The sequence below is a fragment of the Mesorhizobium sp. M0496 genome (genome assembly GCF_040321205.1).
GTDB lineage: Bacteria > Pseudomonadota > Alphaproteobacteria > Rhizobiales > Rhizobiaceae > Mesorhizobium.
This window is the reverse complement of record NZ_JAMYRC010000044.1, coordinates 1-15,867: the sequence shown is the minus strand read 5'-3', so window position 1 is coordinate 15,867 and position 15,867 is coordinate 1. Positions and strand designations below refer to the sequence as shown.

The following is a 15,867-nucleotide window of genomic DNA, read 5'->3' as shown; positions in this document are numbered from 1 at the left end:
TTGGCACGGGACGCAGTTCCGATAAATTCCATGACAGAGACGACCAAGTGACCGAAGCAGGACTCACCATGCTCAATCGGACCGCGGATAACGTTGCCCGGGCGACCCCGGAGCCGTTGGCCCGCAAGGTCCGGGGCATCAGCGACAAGGGCCTCGCCTGGCTGTTCATCTCGCCGACGATCCTGTTGCTGCTGGCCATCAACATCTTCCCGCTGTTCTGGGCGATCTATCTGTCGTTCACCAACTACCGCGCCAACCGGCCGAACGAAGTGGTGAAGAACCTCGGCTTTGCCAACTACCAGCGTATCCTCGGCGATAAGGATATCTGGATCGCCATGCAGACGACGGCGCATTTCGTGTTCTGGACCATCCTGCTGCAGACGCTGATCGGCTTCACGCTGGCCTGGCTGATCGACCGGAAATTCCGCGGCCATGCCTTCTGGACGACGCTGATCCTGGTGCCGATGATGCTGTCGCCGGCGGTGGTCGGCAATTTCTGGCGCTTCCTCTACGAGCCGCAGATCGGCCTGTTCGCCTATGCCATCTCGTTCGTCACGTGGATCCCGCCGACGGATATCCAGATGCTCTCCAACGTGTCGCTGGCGCCGTGGTCGATCATCATCGTCGACACCTGGATGTGGACGCCCTACGTGATGCTGATCTGCCTCGCCGGGTTGCGCTCGATCCCCGAATACATCTACGAGGCCGCCGAGGTCGACCGCGCCTCGAACTGGCGGCAGTTCTGGTCGATCACGCTGCCGATGGCGCTGCCCTTCATCATGCTGGCGGTGCTGTTTCGCGGCATCGAGAACTTCAAGATGTTCGACATGGTCAACCTGTTGACCGGCGGTGGGCCGGGCTCGACCACCGAGGTCGCCTCGATCACGCTGAAGCGGCAAGCCTTCGAAAGCTGGCGCACCGGCTATTCCTCGGCCTTCGCCATCATCCTGTTCGTCGCAGTGTTCGGGCTGGCTAACATCTACGTCAAGGCGCTCAACAAGGTGAAGCAGAGATGAGCCTGACCACAGCCCATTCGGTCGTCGCACCCTCGGCCAACTCGAAGCGCATCGCCGGCGCGATCATCATTGCCTATGCGCTGATCTCGATCGTGCCGCTGCTGTGGATCTTCGCCACCAGTTTCAAGACGCCACCGGATTCGATCGCCTATCCGCCCAAGATCCTGTTCCAGCCGAGCCTCGAAGGCTACTGCAACCTGTTCACGACGCGGACCCGGCAGACGCCGGAATACATCAACTCGCTGGGCCCGGCGACGGGCTTCTGCGACGAGACCACGCGCAAGCGCAACATGGTGATCGCCGGTCCGTCCAACTTCCTGCCGCGTTTCGTCAATTCGCTGATCATCGCCTTCGGTTCGACCTTCTGCGCGGTGTTTCTCGGCACGCTGTCGGCCTACGGCTTCTCGCGCTTCAAGGTGCCGCTGGCCGACGATCTTCTGTTCTTTATCCTGTCGACGCGCTTCATGCCGCCGATCGCCGTCGCCATTCCGATATACCTGATGTACCGCGAGCTTGGCCTGTCCGACACGGCACTCGGCATGATCCTGCTCTACACGGCGGTCAACGTGTCGCTGGCGGTGTGGCTGCTGAAAGGCTTCATCGACGAGATCCCGCGCGAATATGAGGAAGCGGCGATGATCGACGGCTATACGCGGCTGCAGGCCTTCTGGCGCACCGTGCTGCCGCAGGCGACGACCGGCATCGCCGCCACCGCGATCTTCTGCCTGATCTTCGCCTGGAACGAATATGCCTTCGCAGCGCTCCTGACCTCCGGCACGGCGCAGACCGCGCCGCCCTTCATCCCGACCATCATCGGCGAAGGCGGCCAGGACTGGCCGGCGGTGGCGGCCGGGACAACGATCTTCCTGGTGCCGATCCTGGTCTTCACCATCCTGCTTCGCAAGCAATTGCTGCGCGGCATCACCTTCGGCGCGGTGCGCAAATGATTGATGTGGGAATAAGAGACCGCCGGTGTCACCGTTTCCCTTCTCCTCGTTCACGGCTACGGGATCGACACATTTGCGAACGCTTAGCATTTAGCGATAGCGCGCATGGCAAGCGGGCACATGTATCGTCTGGCGCCGCGCCAGGTCGACCCCCACTCGGTCTAGCTTCGCTCGACACCTCTCCCCCGATCGACGGGGTAGAGGAAGGGCGCGAACCTAATTCAGCCAGGCTCCCTTCCTCTCCCTCCGGAGGGGGGAGAGGTGGCGCTGCGAAGCAGCGACGGAGTGGGGGAACCACCTGGCAGCCATCTCTCCCTTTGGACGTGGAAAAGGAAGGCTACGTATGACGCGCGCCGCCATCTCCAGGAAATCATCATGGCCTCGCTGGGCCAGGCGCGGGCTGATGGAGAACATCGCGACGGCGTTGATCGCCATCGGCTTCCTGATGCTGTTCCAGCCCTTCGCGCTGTCGCTCTACACCTACTCCTTCATCACCATGCTCGCCGGCACCGTAATGTTCATCGTCGTCTCGAAATTTCCGGAATAATCATGGCCGAAATTCGCGTCCAGCACCTGAGAAAGGCCTTCGGCGATTTCGTCGCCGTGCAGGATTCCAACTTCGTCGTCGAGGATGGCGAGTTCTTCGTCATGCTCGGGCCGTCGGGCTGCGGCAAGACGACGACCTTGCGCATGATCGCCGGACTTGAGCTGCCGACGGGCGGCCAGATACTGCTTGGCGGCGACGACGTCACCATGCTGCGGGCCCGCGAGCGTGACATCGCCTTCGTCTTCCAGCTGTTCGCGCTCTATCCGCATATGAACGTGCGCAAGAACATCGGCTTCCCGCTCCTGGCGCAAGGCATGCCGTCGGCCGAAATCCGCACGCGGGTCGAGGAGACGGCAAAACTGCTGCGCATCGACCATCTGCTCAACAAATCCGTCTCCGGCCTTGCCGGCGGCGACCGTCAGCGCGTGGCGCTTGGCCGCGCCATCGTGCGGCGGCCAAAGTGCTTCCTGATGGATGAGCCGCTGGGGACCCTTGATACTGAATTCCGCGATTTGATGGTCCATGAACTGCGCGAACTGCACAACCGCATCCACGCCACCACGGTCTATGTCACCCACGACCAGATGGAGGCGATGTCGATGGCCGACAAGATCGCCGTGATGAACCATGGCGTCATCGAACAGTTCGGAAGCCCACGCGAAATCTACGACCGCCCGGCGACCATGTTCGTCGCCGACTTCATCGGCTCGCCGCCGATGAACTTTTTGGGATTTGGCGGCGGGCTCGCCAAGGGCGCGAAGGAGATCGTCGTGCAGGGCGCCAAGGTCGCGGTGCCTGAGGTGCGCGAAGATATCGCACCTAGCGACATGGCGCTCGGTATCAGGCCCGAACACATCCGCTTCGACGATGCCTCCAAGTTGCGCGGCGCCATTTACGGCACCGAATATCTCGGCACAACGCAGATCGTCGCGGTGGAGACGGCGGACGGCATCATCAAGGCACGCGTGCCGGCCGAAATCCGCCTCTCCACCGGCGATCATGTCGGCCTGACGCTGAGCAGCGCGCGGCTGTCGCTGTTCGAGAAAGGATCCGGCCGCGCGGTGAGAACCGCGGTCCACGATGTGGCCTCTGAGCGGAGGGCCCGTCATGGCTGACGTGCACATCAGGAACGTGACCAAGAGTTTTGGCGATCATGCCGCCGTCAACGGCCTCGACCTGCATATATCAGATGGTGAATTCGTCGTGCTGCTCGGGCCGACCGGGGCTGGCAAGACGACGACGCTGCGGCTGATCGCCGGGTTGGAACGGCCGGATTCCGGCACGATCGAAATCGGCGGACACAACGCCACGACACTGTCGCCGGCCGAGCGCGACACCGCCTTCGTCTTCCAGCAATATTCGCTCTATCCGCATCTGTCGGTGTTCGACAACCTCGCCTTCCCGCTGCGCTCGCCGGCGCGAAAGATGCCGGAGGACCAGATCCGCCGGCGGGTCGAGGAGGTGGCGAAGATGGTGCGCATCCATCACAAGCTCGCCAACCGTTCGACCAAGCTTTCGGGCGGCGAAATGCAGCGCGTCGCCATCGGCCGCGCACTGGTGCGCAAGCCCTCGATCTATCTGATGGACGAGCCGCTGTCGTCGCTCGACGCCAAGCTGCGCGGGGACCTCAGGCTTGAGCTCAAGCGCATCCAGACCGAGCTTGGCGCCACCATGCTCTACGTCACGCATGACCAGATCGAGGCGATGACCATGGCCGATCGCATCGGCATCCTTGCCGACGGCGATCTGGTGCAGATCGGTTCTCCGCGGACGATCTACTCTGAGCCGGCTAACCTGCATGTCGCGGCAAGACTCGGCCAGCCGGCGATCAATCTTCTGCCGACCGGGCTGCTGCCTGACAGCGGCGCACCGACCGGAACCAAGACGATCGGCGCGCGCACCGAACATCTGACGATCGAAAAGGCAACCAATGGCCATGCCGACGGCGTGGTCGACTGGGTCGAGCATCTCGGCGACCAGAACCACCTGCATGTGACGGTGGGGCCGAAGAAGCTGGTAACGTTGACCGATCCCGACACGGATCTGGCGCAAGGCGACAAAGTGGTGATCCGCTACCGGTCGCCGCTGTATTTTGGCGCCGACGGACAAAGGCTTATGTGAAACGGTTTTCGGTGTTGCCTGCCAGCGGCTCAGCGCCGGTTTTTGACTTTGCTAATACGGGACGAATTCGATGAAGCACTTTTTCAACCGCAGGGAAACGATCGTCACCGAGGCGCTGGACGGCCTGTTGCGGACCATTGGATCAGGCGATCTCGCACGTCTCGACGGCTATCCCGAGATCAAGGTCGTCCTGCGTGCCGACTGGGACAGGACGAAAGTCAGCATCGTCTCTGGCGGCGGCGCCGGGCACGAACCCTCGCATGCCGGCTTTGTCGGCAAGGGCATGCTGACGGCGGCGGTCTCGGGTGAGATCTTTGCCTCACCGAGCGTCGAGGCGGTGCTGGCGGCCATCCGCGCGGTCACCGGTCCGGCAGGCTGCCTGCTGATCGTCAAGAACTATACCGGCGACCGTCTCAATTTCGGCCTGGCGGCCGAGAAGGCGCGCGCCGAAGGGTTTCGCGTCGAGATGGTGATCGTCGCCGACGACATCGCTTTGCCTGACATCACCCAGCCGCGCGGCGTTGCCGGCACCTTGTTCGTGCACAAGATCGCTGGCCATCTGTCGGAAGCCGGTCATGACCTGGCCTCCGTTGCGGCAGTCGCTCGCGCGGCGGCGAAGGACATCGTTTCGCTCGGCATGTCGCTTTCGTCGTGTTCGATCCCCGGCCAGCCGCACGAGGACAGGTTCGGTGAAAATGACGGCGAGCTCGGCCTCGGCATCCATGGCGAGCCGGGTGTGGAGCGGATTGCCGTGCAAAGCGCCGACAGGCTGGTCGCGATCATGGGTGAGCGTCTTGCGGTGCGGCTCGATCCCCAGGCCACCTACGCCTTGCTGATCAACAATCTTGGCTCCGTGCCACCGCTCGAAATGTCTGTTATCGCCAACGCGGTGCTGGCCTCGCCGCTGCGCAGAACCATCAAGCTGACGATCGGCCCCGGCCCGCTTATGACCGCGCTCAACATGAACGGCTTCTCGCTGTCGCTAATCCGGCTCGACGCAGCGCGCGAGACAGCCTTGCTGGCGCCGGTCGGACCACAGGCCTGGATGCCGGCGAAGCCTGTTGTGCAGCCTGCCGTCGTGCCGATGGCGAGAGCGGCCGGACAGAGCGCGACACGCAAGCCCAGCCAGGATGCACGCACCAGGCGCCTTGTCGTCGCCATCTGCGAAAGGCTGATCGCGCTCGAAGCTACCTTGAACGGACTGGACGCCAAGGCAGGCGACGGCGACACCGGCTCGACGGTGGCGACCGGTGCGCGCAGTGTGCTGGAGCGGCTTGATACGCTGCCGCTTGCCGAACCTGCGGCGACCCTTGGCGCAATAGGCGACACTCTGAGCGCGTCCATGGGCGGCTCCAGCGGCGTGCTGCTGTCGATCTTCTTCACCGCGGCGGCGCAGGCTCAGGACGGCGGCGCGAACCTAGCCAAGGCGCTGCTTGCCGGCCTCGAACGGATGACGTTTTATGGCGGCGCCAAGATGGGGGATCGCACGATGGTCGATGCCTTGGAACCAGCGCTGAAAGCGCTCGCCGCCAGTGGTCTTGACGAAGCGGTAACAGCGGCACGACTCGGTGCCGAGGCTACGGCCGCCATGGACAGGGCGAAGGCCGGTCGGTCTGCCTATGTCGGCAGCAAGCTGCAAGGCGTGGTCGACCCCGGCGCCTATGCGATGGCTGAAGTCTTCGCGGCCGCCGCCGCGCTGCATGAAGCGGCCTGAAACATGCTTCAGTTGTCGAATGAGCGTTCTTTCGATACTGCCGGCAAGATGGAAACCGGGAACGCAGGTGACATGGCGGCGTTGAACCTTGCCGAGCTGATCGCGGCCGCAGCGGATACGATTGGCGCGCATGCCGAAGAGTTGACGGCGCTCGACCAGGCGATCGGCGACGGTGACCATGGGCTGAACATGAAGCGAGGCTTCGAGGCTGTGCGGGCCGATGCCGAGGCGTTTGCCGCCAAATCGCTGCCCGAGGCGCTGAAGGCGATCGGCACCAAGCTGGTGATGACGATCGGTGGCGCCTCCGGTCCGCTGTTCGGCACCTTGTTCATGGCGCTCGGCAAGGAGATTTCGACGGAGCCCGATCGCGCCGATCTGACGGCGGCTTTCGGCAAGGCCATCGAAGCGGTGGCCGCGCGTGGCAAATCGCAGGTCGGGCAGAAGACAATGCTCGACGTGCTGCAGCCGGTGCATGACGCATTGCTGCGGGGAAAGACGGCGCCGGAAATCGCCAATATCGCCGACGCTGCGGCCGATGCGACCATGCCGATGAAGGCCTTGCGCGGCCGCGCCTCGTTCCTCGGCGACCGCTCGATCGGCCACATGGATCCCGGCGCGCGCTCAACCGCGCTGCTGGTGCGCACTGTGGCGCAAACCATCGGAAAAAGCGCATGAGCAATGTCGGTATCGTCATCGTCTCGCATTCGCCGCTCATTGCCGAGGGCACGGCCGACATGGTGCGGCAGATGGTGGGTGACGAAGTGCCGCTTGCATGGTGCGGCGGAAACGGCCATGGGGGGCTCGGCACCAATGTCGAGGCGATCATGGGAGCTATCGACAAGGCCTGGTCGGAAGCCGGCGTCGCCATCCTGGTCGATCTCGGCGGCGCTGAGACCAACAGTGAAATGGCGGTGGAGATGATCGGCGAGCCACGGTCGCAAAAGATCATCGTGTGCAATGCTCCGATCGTCGAAGGCGCGGTGATGGCGGCGACCGAATCTTCCGGCGGCGCCTCGCTGAAAGAAGTGGTGGCGACGGCGCATGAATTGTCGCCGTCGTGAACGGGAAGCTTGAAGACATGTCCGCATCCGCCGAAGCGACCGTTGTGATCACCCACGAGGTGGGCCTGCACGCGCGCCCTTCGGTGAAGTTCACCAAGCTGGCCAAGACTTTTGCCGCAGAGGTGGAAATAGCGCTGGCCGCCAACGGGCCATGGTTCGACGCCAAGAGCATCGTTAAGGTAATGGCGACCAAGGCGCCGAAGGGTACGGTGCTGCATATCAGGGCCAGTGGCGACGGCGCCGATGATGCCGTTGACGCGCTGGTCGAGCTGGTGCGCCGCGATTTCGACGAAGGCACGGACCATGTCCGAACCGCTTAGGCTGCAAGGCATTTCGGCCTCGGCCGGCTATGCCGAAGGGCCGCTGTTCGATCTCGACCAGACTATCGTATCGTATGTCGGCAAAGATACAGCCGACGACGAGAGGGCCGCGCTTGAGACTGCAATCGCCATTGCGGCGGCTCGTCTCACCGCATTGATCGAGGCAGCTGAGAGCGCTGCGGCCGACATGCTCGAATTCCAGATCGCCATGCTGGAAGATGATGCGCTGAGCAGCCCGGCCTTTGCCGCTATCTGCGCCGGCCAGCCGGCTGATCAAGCCTGGCGGCAGGCGCTCGACACCGAAATCGCCGGCTACGATGCTTCCGACCAGGACTATTTCCGCGCACGTGCCGCCGACATACGCGACATCAGGGACCAGGTGCTGCGGGCGCTGACCGAGGATGATAACGTCAAGGTGCCAGCCGGCGCCATCCTCTATGGTGAAGACATCGCACCGACGCGTTTTCTCGAAACCGACTGGAGCAGCGGCGGCGGCATCGCGCTGAGGGCAGGCAGCACCGCCAGCCACGTCGCCATGCTGGCGCGTTCGCGCGGCGTGCCTATGGTTGTGGGTCTTGGCAGCTCACCGGCCAATCTTGCCGGCATCGCCTTGCTCGACGCCGAACATGGCAGCATCGTGCTGTCGCCCTCCAAGGCTGAAATAGCTGCCTTTCGCCAATCGTCGTCGTCGTTCTCAGCACGCCGGGACCAAGCCGGGACTTTCCTGGCGCGGCCGGCAGTCACCAAGGCCGGCACGCCCGTTCGCGTGCAGGTCAACATCACCGACCCGTCCGAAGTCGACAGCATCGATATCGTCACTTGCGACGGTGTCGGCCTGATGCGCACCGAATTCCTGTTCGGCAAGACGCTTCCGGATGAGGAGACGCAATATCGCGCCTACCGCAAGGTGCTGGAGTGGGCCGGCGAAAAGCCGGTGACGATCCGTACTGTCGATGCCGGGGGCGACAAGCCGGTTCCGGGCTTCACCGTCGAGGAGAGCAACCCTTTCCTCGGCCTGCGCGGCATCAGGCTGTCGCTGGCAAGACCGGAGGTGTTTCGTGTACAGATCCGGGCGCTGTTGCGCGCCGCCGTGCACGGCAGCCTGAAAGTGATGTTCCCGATGATCGCCATTGTAGAGGAATACCGGCAGGCAGCGGCGATGTTCGCCGAAGAACAGACTGCACTTGCCGCTCGCGGCGTCGCACACAAGATGCCTCCACTCGGCATCATGGTCGAGGTGCCTTCCGTCGCGATCGTGCCGGAAGCCTTTACCGAAGCCGCCTTCTTCTCGATCGGCTCCAACGATCTCACCCAATACGTCATGGCGGCGGCCCGCGACAACGCCGCCGTGGCACATCTCAATTCCGTCCGTCATCCGGCTGTGCTGCGGCTGATCGCTGCCGTCTCCGCGTTTGGCCTGCGTGAAGAAATCCCGGTCAGCCTGTGCGGCGATGCCGGCGGCGATCCCGCCTCGATCCCGTCACTGCTCGAAGCCGGCCTGCGCGACCTTTCCGTCGCTCCGGCGCAACTCGCCATGGCCAAGGCGGCCATAGCTGATATTTCGGTCTAGGCGCGGCTGGCATGGTCGACAGGACACCCGAACCCGGTTCCGAAGAGGCGATCCGCGCCTACAAGACGATCCTGTCGCACGTCATCGACCAGCGCCCGTCCGGTATGCGTCAGCGCCTCGCCGACGCGCTCGGCAAACATCGCAGTTTCGTCACGCAGATTTCCAGCCCCACCTATTCGATCCCGATTCCGTCAAAACATTTGCCGGCTATTTTCTCCGTCTGCCATTTCAGTCCGGCCGAGCGTGACCAGTTTCTCGCCGCCTACCATCAGGCGCATCCCGGCAAAATGTCCGTCGCCGCAGGGATGCGGAAGACGCGGCATGTTTCGTTGATCGTGCCGGATTTCGGCGACGACAAGCAGAATGCAGCGCTCGACAGGGCGGTGAACGACTTCATCCAGAAGATCACCAGCATCACCGGCAAGGGTGGCTGATCGTTTCTATCTGGCCTATTTCGGGAGGAGACGGCCGTGAAGAAATTCATGAATTCGGTGGACACGGTGCTGACCGAAAGCCTTGACGGGTTCGTGGCCGCCCATGCCGACATCCTGGTGCTTGGCGACGAGCACAAATTCATCCGCCGCAAGACCTTGCGGTCGGGCAAGGTGGCGCTGATCTCCGGCGGCGGCTCCGGTCACGAGCCGCTGCATGGCGGCTTTGTCGGTCACGGCATGCTGGACGCCGCCTGCCCCGGCCAGGTGTTCACCTCGCCGACACCGGACCAGATGCTGGCAGCGGGGGAAGCCGTCGACACCGGCGCCGGCTGCCTGTTCATCGTCAAGAACTATGAGGGCGACGTGATGAATTTCGACATGGCGGCCGAGATGTCGGAAGGCATCCAGCAGATCGTGACCAATGACGATGTCGCCGTCGAGAATTCTTCTCATACGACGGGCCGGCGCGGCGTCGCCGGCACGCTGGTGGTGGAAAAAATCGTCGGCGCGGCAGCCGAGCATGGCCTGGCGCTGGCGCCACTGAAGGCGCTGGGCGACCGCGTCAACGCCGCCACCCGCTCGATGGGCGTGGCGCTGACCAGTTGCACGGTGCCGGCGGCGGGCAAGCCGACTTTCGACATCGGCGACGGTGAGATGGAATTTGGCGTCGGCATCCATGGCGAGCCCGGCCGCCGGCGCGACACGTTGAAAAGCGCCGATGCTATCGCGCAGGAGATTTGTGCCGCGATCCTGGGCGATCTCGGCGACAGGGCGAAAGGCCCGGCGCTGCTGTTCGTCAACGGCTTCGGCGGCACGCCGCTGATGGAACTCTATCTGATGTACAACAGCGCGCGGGCGATTTTCGAGACGCATGGCGTGACGGTGACCCGCTCGCTGGTCGGCTCCTACGTCACCTCGCTCGACATGGCCGGCTGCTCGATCACACTCACCATACTCGACGACGAGACGACCGCATTCTGGGACGCGCCTGTACACACGGCGGCGCTACGCTGGGGCATGTAGCCCTGGCTTCCGCCATGCTTTTCTGCGACCATCTTCTCCCTTTGATCCGCAACATTGTCCGGGTTGATGCTGCCGCCCCTTACACCTGCCGAAGAACAGCTGCTGCTGCGCTACGCCGATCCGGAAGCGCCGGCTGTCGACGCCGACAATTTGCTAGCAAAGTCCCTGACGGCCCTTTGCGCTGTCCAAAGATGACAGCGAAACAAAGCGTGCAGGAGCGGACCGTCGGCCATCAGCGCGTATCTCCGTGGCCAGTGCCGCCATGTCCTGATCGAGCGTCCCCTTGTCGACCTCGAACTCCCCGCCGGCGGGCGGCACGCGCTGTTTGCCTTTTGACAAATCCTCCCGGTCGCAAAATCGCATCCGCAGCCTGTTCCCGGCCGGAATCGCCCCAGAAATAGTCGCCAGCGCGAGGCGACAAGCAAGGGAACCGACCGCTCGGCCGTTGCTTTTCTTCCCTAGAGTAAGGTAAAACCTGCCTGGGTCTTGGGGAGATAGCGTATGCGTTACAATTGGGAGCGGGCTCCGACGAGCTTCGAACGTCACAGAAAAGCGCTGGCGACAGCTATTTTGATCGCTGGCGGCATTGGCCTCATGCTTGTGGCCTTGCCGATCTAGAACAATCAATAGTCATCGACAGGGCAACTTTGGGCCGTGGTCGTGTCAGCGCGGCTGCCCGGTCACGGCAAGGAAGCGGCGATCGCGCCCTTCGAAACCCTGGCTGAAACGCTGCACCAGCACGACGATCACCGCCGGCTTGCCGGCCGGGGTGAATTTATAGGATTCCGACAGGCTGTAGGAGGTCGGGCAGTTTCTTGAGCCCGGCACGGACTTGTCCTCGTGCAGGATCTTGAACGGCTTGCCGTCCTGCCCTTGCAGCGTCAGCCGGAAGCCGAGCGCCTTGCCCGCCCTTTCACCTTGAAGTGCCTGGTCGCCTTGCTGCGTCGCAGCGAAACTCGCCGAACAATCGCTCGCGCTGGCCGCCAGGATCTCGTCAAGCTGGACGATCGAAATGCCCGTTTCGTCATAGAGCGGCGAAAGCCATTTCTGCGACACCTGTTCGAGGCGGGGAATGTCGTTGTAGGCAACCATTTCGCCCGGAAAGGTGAACTTGTCGGAAGCTGTCTGCTCGCCCTGCGATGCGATGGCATATCTGGCAAGAACGGGCGCGGCCTGTGCGGCGGCCTGCGCCCTCGCCTGCTCCAGGGTCAAAATCGCCTCCTCTGACTCGTCGACGACGAGGATCGGCTTGCCGCCGACGAATTCATCGGTGCGCGTGTCGATGATGTCGATCTCCGACCAGCCGGAGTCCGAGGCGCCGGCGTCGAGCGTTCCATATTGCTCGAAGGCGAAATAAGCACCGTCGGGCGAAAAGCCGAGGATACGTCGTGCCGCCGCATCGCCTGCCTGAGCGGTTCCGGTGGAGATCGCGAGCACGACACCCAGGAAGGACGGAAGCAAGGATCGCCCGGCAAACACCGCTGCGCCAATCCCGTATCGCAATTTCATAGCAGCTTGCCCCCAAGTGCCCAGCTCAATGTCATTAGCACAATGGCGTGCATTTGCAGCACAATGGCGTGCATTTGCGGCCAAGGTTAGAGCGCGCTATCTGGAGGGCAGAAAATCATTCCTGGGAGGAACCGGATGGCTTCACGCTATCACGAGGTTTATGACGGCTGGAAACGCGACCCGGAACAATTCTGGGCGGACGCGGCCGGCGCCATCGACTGGTATTCGCCCTATGACAAGGTGTTCGATGCCACGGCCGGCGTCTATGGCCGATGGTTCACCGGCGCCACCTGCAACACATGCTACAACGCCATCGACCGCCACGTCGCGGGCGGACGCGCCGACCAGATCGCGCTGATCCATGACAGCGCCATCACCGGTACCGTCAAGAAGTTCACCTATGCCGAACTCAAGCGCGAGGTGGTTGCACTCACCTCGGTGCTGAAGAACCGCGGCATCGGCAAGGGCGACCGCGTCATCATCTACATGCCGATGGTGGCCGAGGCGGCCATCGCCATGCTGGCCTGCGCCCGCATCGGCGCCGTGCATTCGGTGGTCTTCGGCGGTTTTGCCTCGCATGAGCTTGCCACCCGCATCGACGACGCCAGGCCGAAGCTGATCATTTCGGCATCCTGTGGCCTCGAGCCGGGCCGCGTCATCGCCTACAAGCCGCTGCTCGACAAGGCGATCGAGATCTCCCGCCACAAGCCGGATGCCTGCCTGATCCTGCAGCGCGACCAGTTGCGCTGCGAGTTGAAGGAGCATTTCGACATCGACTACGCCGATGCCGTCGCCCGCGAACGGGCGGCCGGCGCCAATGTCGATTGCGTGCCGGTGCTTGCCACCGATCCGCTCTACATCATCTATACTTCGGGCACGACCGGTCAGCCCAAGGGCATCGTACGCGACAATGGCGGCCATATGGTCGCGCTGAAATGGACGATGGAAAACGAATTCGGCGTCAAGCCGGGCGAGGTGTTCTGGGCGGCATCCGATGTCGGCTGGGTGGTCGGCCATTCCTACATCGTCTACGGGCCGCTGCTGCATGGCTGCACCAGCATCCTGTTCGAAGGCAAGCCTGTCGGCACACCCGATGCCGGCACCTACTGGCGGGTGATAGCGGAGCATGACGTCGTAGCACTTTTCACCGCGCCGACCGCGTTTCGCGCCATCAAGGGGCAGGACCCGAAGGGCGAATTCATTGCGAAATACGATCTGTCGAAATTCCGCACGCTGTTCCTTGCCGGCGAGCGCGCCGACCCGGAAACCATCAAATGGGCGGAGCAGAAGCTGAACGTGCCGGTGGTCGACCATTGGTGGCAGACCGAGACCGGCTCGCCGATGACGATCAATCCCGCCGGCCTCGGCCTGTTGCCGGTGAAATACGGCTCGCCCGGCGTGCCGATGCCCGGCTACGACATCCGCGTGCTCGACGATGGTGGCCATGAGGTGAAGCGCGGCACGCTGGGCAATGTGGTGGTCAAGCTGCCGCTGCCGGCCGGCTGCCTGCCGACGCTGTGGAACGCCGATGATCGGTTCCGCCAAGCCTATCTCGACGAATTCCCCGGCTTCTACAAGACGGCGGATGCCGGCATGGTCGACGAGGACGGCTATCTCTACGTCATGGCCCGCACCGACGACATCATCAATGTCGCCGGCCACCGGCTGTCGACCGGCGCCATGGAGGAGGTGCTTTCGGCCCATCCCGATGTCGCCGAATGCGCGGTTATCGGCATTGCCGACGCGATGAAAGGGCAGGTCCCGCTCGGCTTCGTGGTGCTGAATGCGGGGGTAACGCGCGATATCGGCCTGATCGAGAACGAGGTGGTCGGCTTGGTGCGCGAACGCATCGGCCCGGTCGCCGCCTTCAAGACGGTGGTGACGATCAAGCGCCTGCCCAAGACACGCTCCGGCAAGATCCTGCGCGGCACCATGCAAAAGATCGCCGACAAGGAAGAATGGGCGATGCCGGCGACGATCGACGACCCGGTCATCCTCGACGAGATCGCAGTTGCGCTGAAGGCGCGGGGGATCGGGATTTAGCGGCTGCCAATCGCGTATGGCAGCGCCGGCGCTGAAGCAAATGTCTTACTTGCTGCATCCAATCTCTTATTGTGCAACGCAGCAACGCGCCTTAAGGTCCGTACTGGGGGGCCATCCGGCGGGACGGTATGGCTCAAAAGAAGATCACATTTGGCGGCGTCGACATCCTGCGGTTTCTCGCCGCCGTCATGGTCATGGTCTACCACTATGGCTTCTGGGTGTGGGCGTATCCGGACGGCGTTTCGGCGCGCGCCACGGGCGGCGTTCCCCCGCAGCCGGCAATAGGCGCCTGGGTCGAATCCGGCTGGGTCGGCGTCCAGATCTTCTTCGTCATCAGCGGCTTCGTCATCGCCTTCAGCGCCGAGACATCGACGCCGCTGCGGTTCTTCGAGGCAAGGGTGAAGCGGCTGGCGCCGGCGGTGTGGATCTGCGCGCCAATCACCGCGGTGGTGCTTCTGACCATCGGCCTCAGTTGGCCGACCGATGCTGTCATCCGGCTCGTCCGCACCGGCCTGTTCGCCCCCTACGCGCCATGGGTGGACAGCGTCTACTGGACGCTCGGCATCGAGATCGCCTTCTACGGAATCGTCTGGATCCTGCTGCGGCTCGGCCGCTTCCATCTGATGGAAATGGTGGCCATCGCCATCGGCCTGGCCAGCACGCTGTTCTGGTGCCTCTACTACCCGCTCGGCTTGTCCGATCTCGCCGAAACACGCACGCTCGACCTGCTTCTGGTGCACCATGGCGTTTTCTTCGCGACCGGCGTCATGCTGTGGCTGATGCGCTTCAAGGCGGTGACAGCCGCCCGCCTTGCCTTCTGCGCCCTGTTCCTGGGCGGCGGCGTGCTGCAGATAGCCAGTTCGGTCGACGTTCATATCCTGAAGGTCGGGCGAGAGATGCCGTTCGCGCCGCCGATCCTGATCTTCCTTGTCGGCATCGCGCTGATGGCATGGTCGCTGCGGCTCGACCTGTCCTGGAGCGGCTGGCGCCGGATCGGACTGATGACCTATCCGCTCTACCTGATCCACGACGTCGTCGGCGCCGCCCTGCTCGGCGTCCTGGTCCGCGCGGGACTGCCGCATCTCGTCTCGATGGCGGTCGTTGGCGCGACGATGATCGCGGCAAGCTGGCTGGTGGCGACGGAGGCCGAACCACGCATCCGGCTGCTGCTCGACCACACCGTCTTCCGCTATCGGCTCAAGGCCGCGTAGCCGCGACTTGTTGACCAAATGGGGTTAGCCATGCCCAGTTTGCCCAGGAACCGTGCTGTCCAGCGCAGGATTCCGAGGCCTGGATCGTGGGGCAGTTTGAAACTCAGCCGGAAAGGACGCCGATGGTTCGCGGCCGGTACAAAAAGCAAGAGACCTATTGATGCTGATTGTCAGGATGGCGGAACTGGAAATCGATCCTGAGCAGATCGACAGCTATAAAACTCAGCTTGCCGAAGAGATCGAGGCCTCCGTGCGAATCGAGCCCGGTCGACCGTGAACAATCCGGCCCCTAAGCGGCGACCGGCTTGGGCCGGAGTTGGAAGAGAGCGATCAAGAGGGACAAAAAACCCT

15 protein-coding genes and 1 pseudogene are annotated in these 15,867 nt (G+C 63.3%); 15 read left to right on the top strand and 1 reads right to left on the bottom strand.

Annotation, left to right across the window (positions count from 1 at the left end; all coding sequences use genetic code 11):
• Positions 1-68 precede the first annotated feature (68 nt).
• From NKI73_RS27500 to dhaK, 12 genes are all read left to right on the top strand, one after another.
• Complete coding sequence (locus tag NKI73_RS27500) at positions 69-1,016, top strand: carbohydrate ABC transporter permease (RefSeq protein ID WP_502905673.1); 948 nt, start codon at positions 69-71, stop codon at positions 1,014-1,016.
• Complete coding sequence (locus NKI73_RS27495; RefSeq protein ID WP_352634341.1) at positions 1,013-1,963, top strand: carbohydrate ABC transporter permease; 951 nt, start codon at positions 1,013-1,015, stop codon at positions 1,961-1,963. Before NKI73_RS27500 ends, NKI73_RS27495 begins: the two co-directional genes overlap by 4 nt.
• 343 nt (positions 1,964-2,306) lie before the next feature.
• The gene (locus NKI73_RS27490) at positions 2,307-2,510 is read left to right on the top strand and encodes a hypothetical protein (RefSeq protein WP_352634340.1); all 204 of its coding nucleotides are present in this window, start codon (positions 2,307-2,309) and stop codon (positions 2,508-2,510) included.
• Between the two features lie 2 nt (positions 2,511-2,512).
• Positions 2,513-3,625 (top strand): ABC transporter ATP-binding protein, encoded by a 1,113-nt coding sequence (locus NKI73_RS27485; protein WP_352634338.1) that lies wholly within the window; start codon positions 2,513-2,515, stop codon positions 3,623-3,625.
• Positions 3,618-4,631: an ABC transporter ATP-binding protein gene (locus tag NKI73_RS27480; protein ID WP_352634336.1), complete on the top strand. Its 1,014-nt coding sequence runs from the start codon at positions 3,618-3,620 to the stop codon at positions 4,629-4,631. Before NKI73_RS27485 ends, NKI73_RS27480 begins: the two co-directional genes overlap by 8 nt.
• A 70-nt stretch (positions 4,632-4,701) precedes the next feature.
• Positions 4,702-6,345, top strand: a complete 1,644-nt coding sequence (locus tag NKI73_RS27475) for a dihydroxyacetone kinase subunit DhaK (protein ID WP_352634334.1) — start codon at positions 4,702-4,704, stop codon at positions 6,343-6,345.
• Between the two features lie 72 nt (positions 6,346-6,417).
• Positions 6,418-7,020: a dihydroxyacetone kinase subunit DhaL gene (gene dhaL, locus NKI73_RS27470; protein WP_352634394.1), complete on the top strand. Its 603-nt coding sequence runs from the start codon at positions 6,418-6,420 to the stop codon at positions 7,018-7,020.
• On the top strand, positions 7,017-7,406 hold the full coding sequence (gene dhaM / locus NKI73_RS27465) for a dihydroxyacetone kinase phosphoryl donor subunit DhaM (protein ID WP_352634332.1): 390 nt from the start codon (positions 7,017-7,019) through the stop codon (positions 7,404-7,406). Before dhaL ends, dhaM begins: the two co-directional genes overlap by 4 nt.
• Before the next feature lie 17 nt (positions 7,407-7,423).
• Positions 7,424-7,726, top strand: coding sequence for an HPr family phosphocarrier protein (locus NKI73_RS27460; protein ID WP_352634330.1), 303 nt, complete (start codon positions 7,424-7,426; stop codon positions 7,724-7,726).
• Positions 7,710-9,296: a phosphoenolpyruvate--protein phosphotransferase gene (gene ptsP, locus NKI73_RS27455; RefSeq protein WP_352634329.1), complete on the top strand. Its 1,587-nt coding sequence runs from the start codon at positions 7,710-7,712 to the stop codon at positions 9,294-9,296. Before NKI73_RS27460 ends, ptsP begins: the two co-directional genes overlap by 17 nt.
• A gap of 11 nt (positions 9,297-9,307) precedes the next feature.
• Positions 9,308-9,730: a hypothetical protein gene (locus NKI73_RS27450; protein ID WP_352634327.1), complete on the top strand. Its 423-nt coding sequence runs from the start codon at positions 9,308-9,310 to the stop codon at positions 9,728-9,730.
• A 36-nt stretch (positions 9,731-9,766) separates the two neighbouring features.
• Positions 9,767-10,753 (top strand): dihydroxyacetone kinase subunit DhaK, encoded by a 987-nt coding sequence (gene dhaK, locus NKI73_RS27445; RefSeq protein WP_352634325.1) that lies wholly within the window; start codon positions 9,767-9,769, stop codon positions 10,751-10,753.
• 663 nt (positions 10,754-11,416) lie between these two features.
• On the opposite strand, the gene NKI73_RS27440 is transcribed toward dhaK, so the two are convergent.
• Positions 11,417-12,262 carry a DUF2259 domain-containing protein gene (locus NKI73_RS27440; RefSeq protein WP_352634323.1) on the bottom strand — a complete coding sequence of 282 codons (846 nt, stop codon included), beginning with the start codon at positions 12,260-12,262 and terminating at the stop codon, positions 11,417-11,419.
• 135 nt (positions 12,263-12,397) lie between these two features.
• Between NKI73_RS27440 and NKI73_RS27435 the strand changes: the two genes are divergently transcribed.
• The 3 genes and pseudogenes from NKI73_RS27435 to NKI73_RS27425 form a co-directional block, all read left to right on the top strand.
• On the top strand, positions 12,398-14,305 hold the full coding sequence (locus NKI73_RS27435) for a propionyl-CoA synthetase (protein ID WP_352634322.1): 1,908 nt from the start codon (positions 12,398-12,400) through the stop codon (positions 14,303-14,305).
• 128 nt (positions 14,306-14,433) lie between these two features.
• Positions 14,434-15,516: an acyltransferase family protein gene (locus tag NKI73_RS27430; protein ID WP_352634320.1), complete on the top strand. Its 1,083-nt coding sequence runs from the start codon at positions 14,434-14,436 to the stop codon at positions 15,514-15,516.
• Positions 15,517-15,676: 160 nt separating this feature from the next.
• Positions 15,677-15,784: pseudogene (locus NKI73_RS27425) on the top strand (antibiotic biosynthesis monooxygenase); the annotation flags it as partial.
• Between the last annotated feature and the right edge of the window lie 83 nt (positions 15,785-15,867).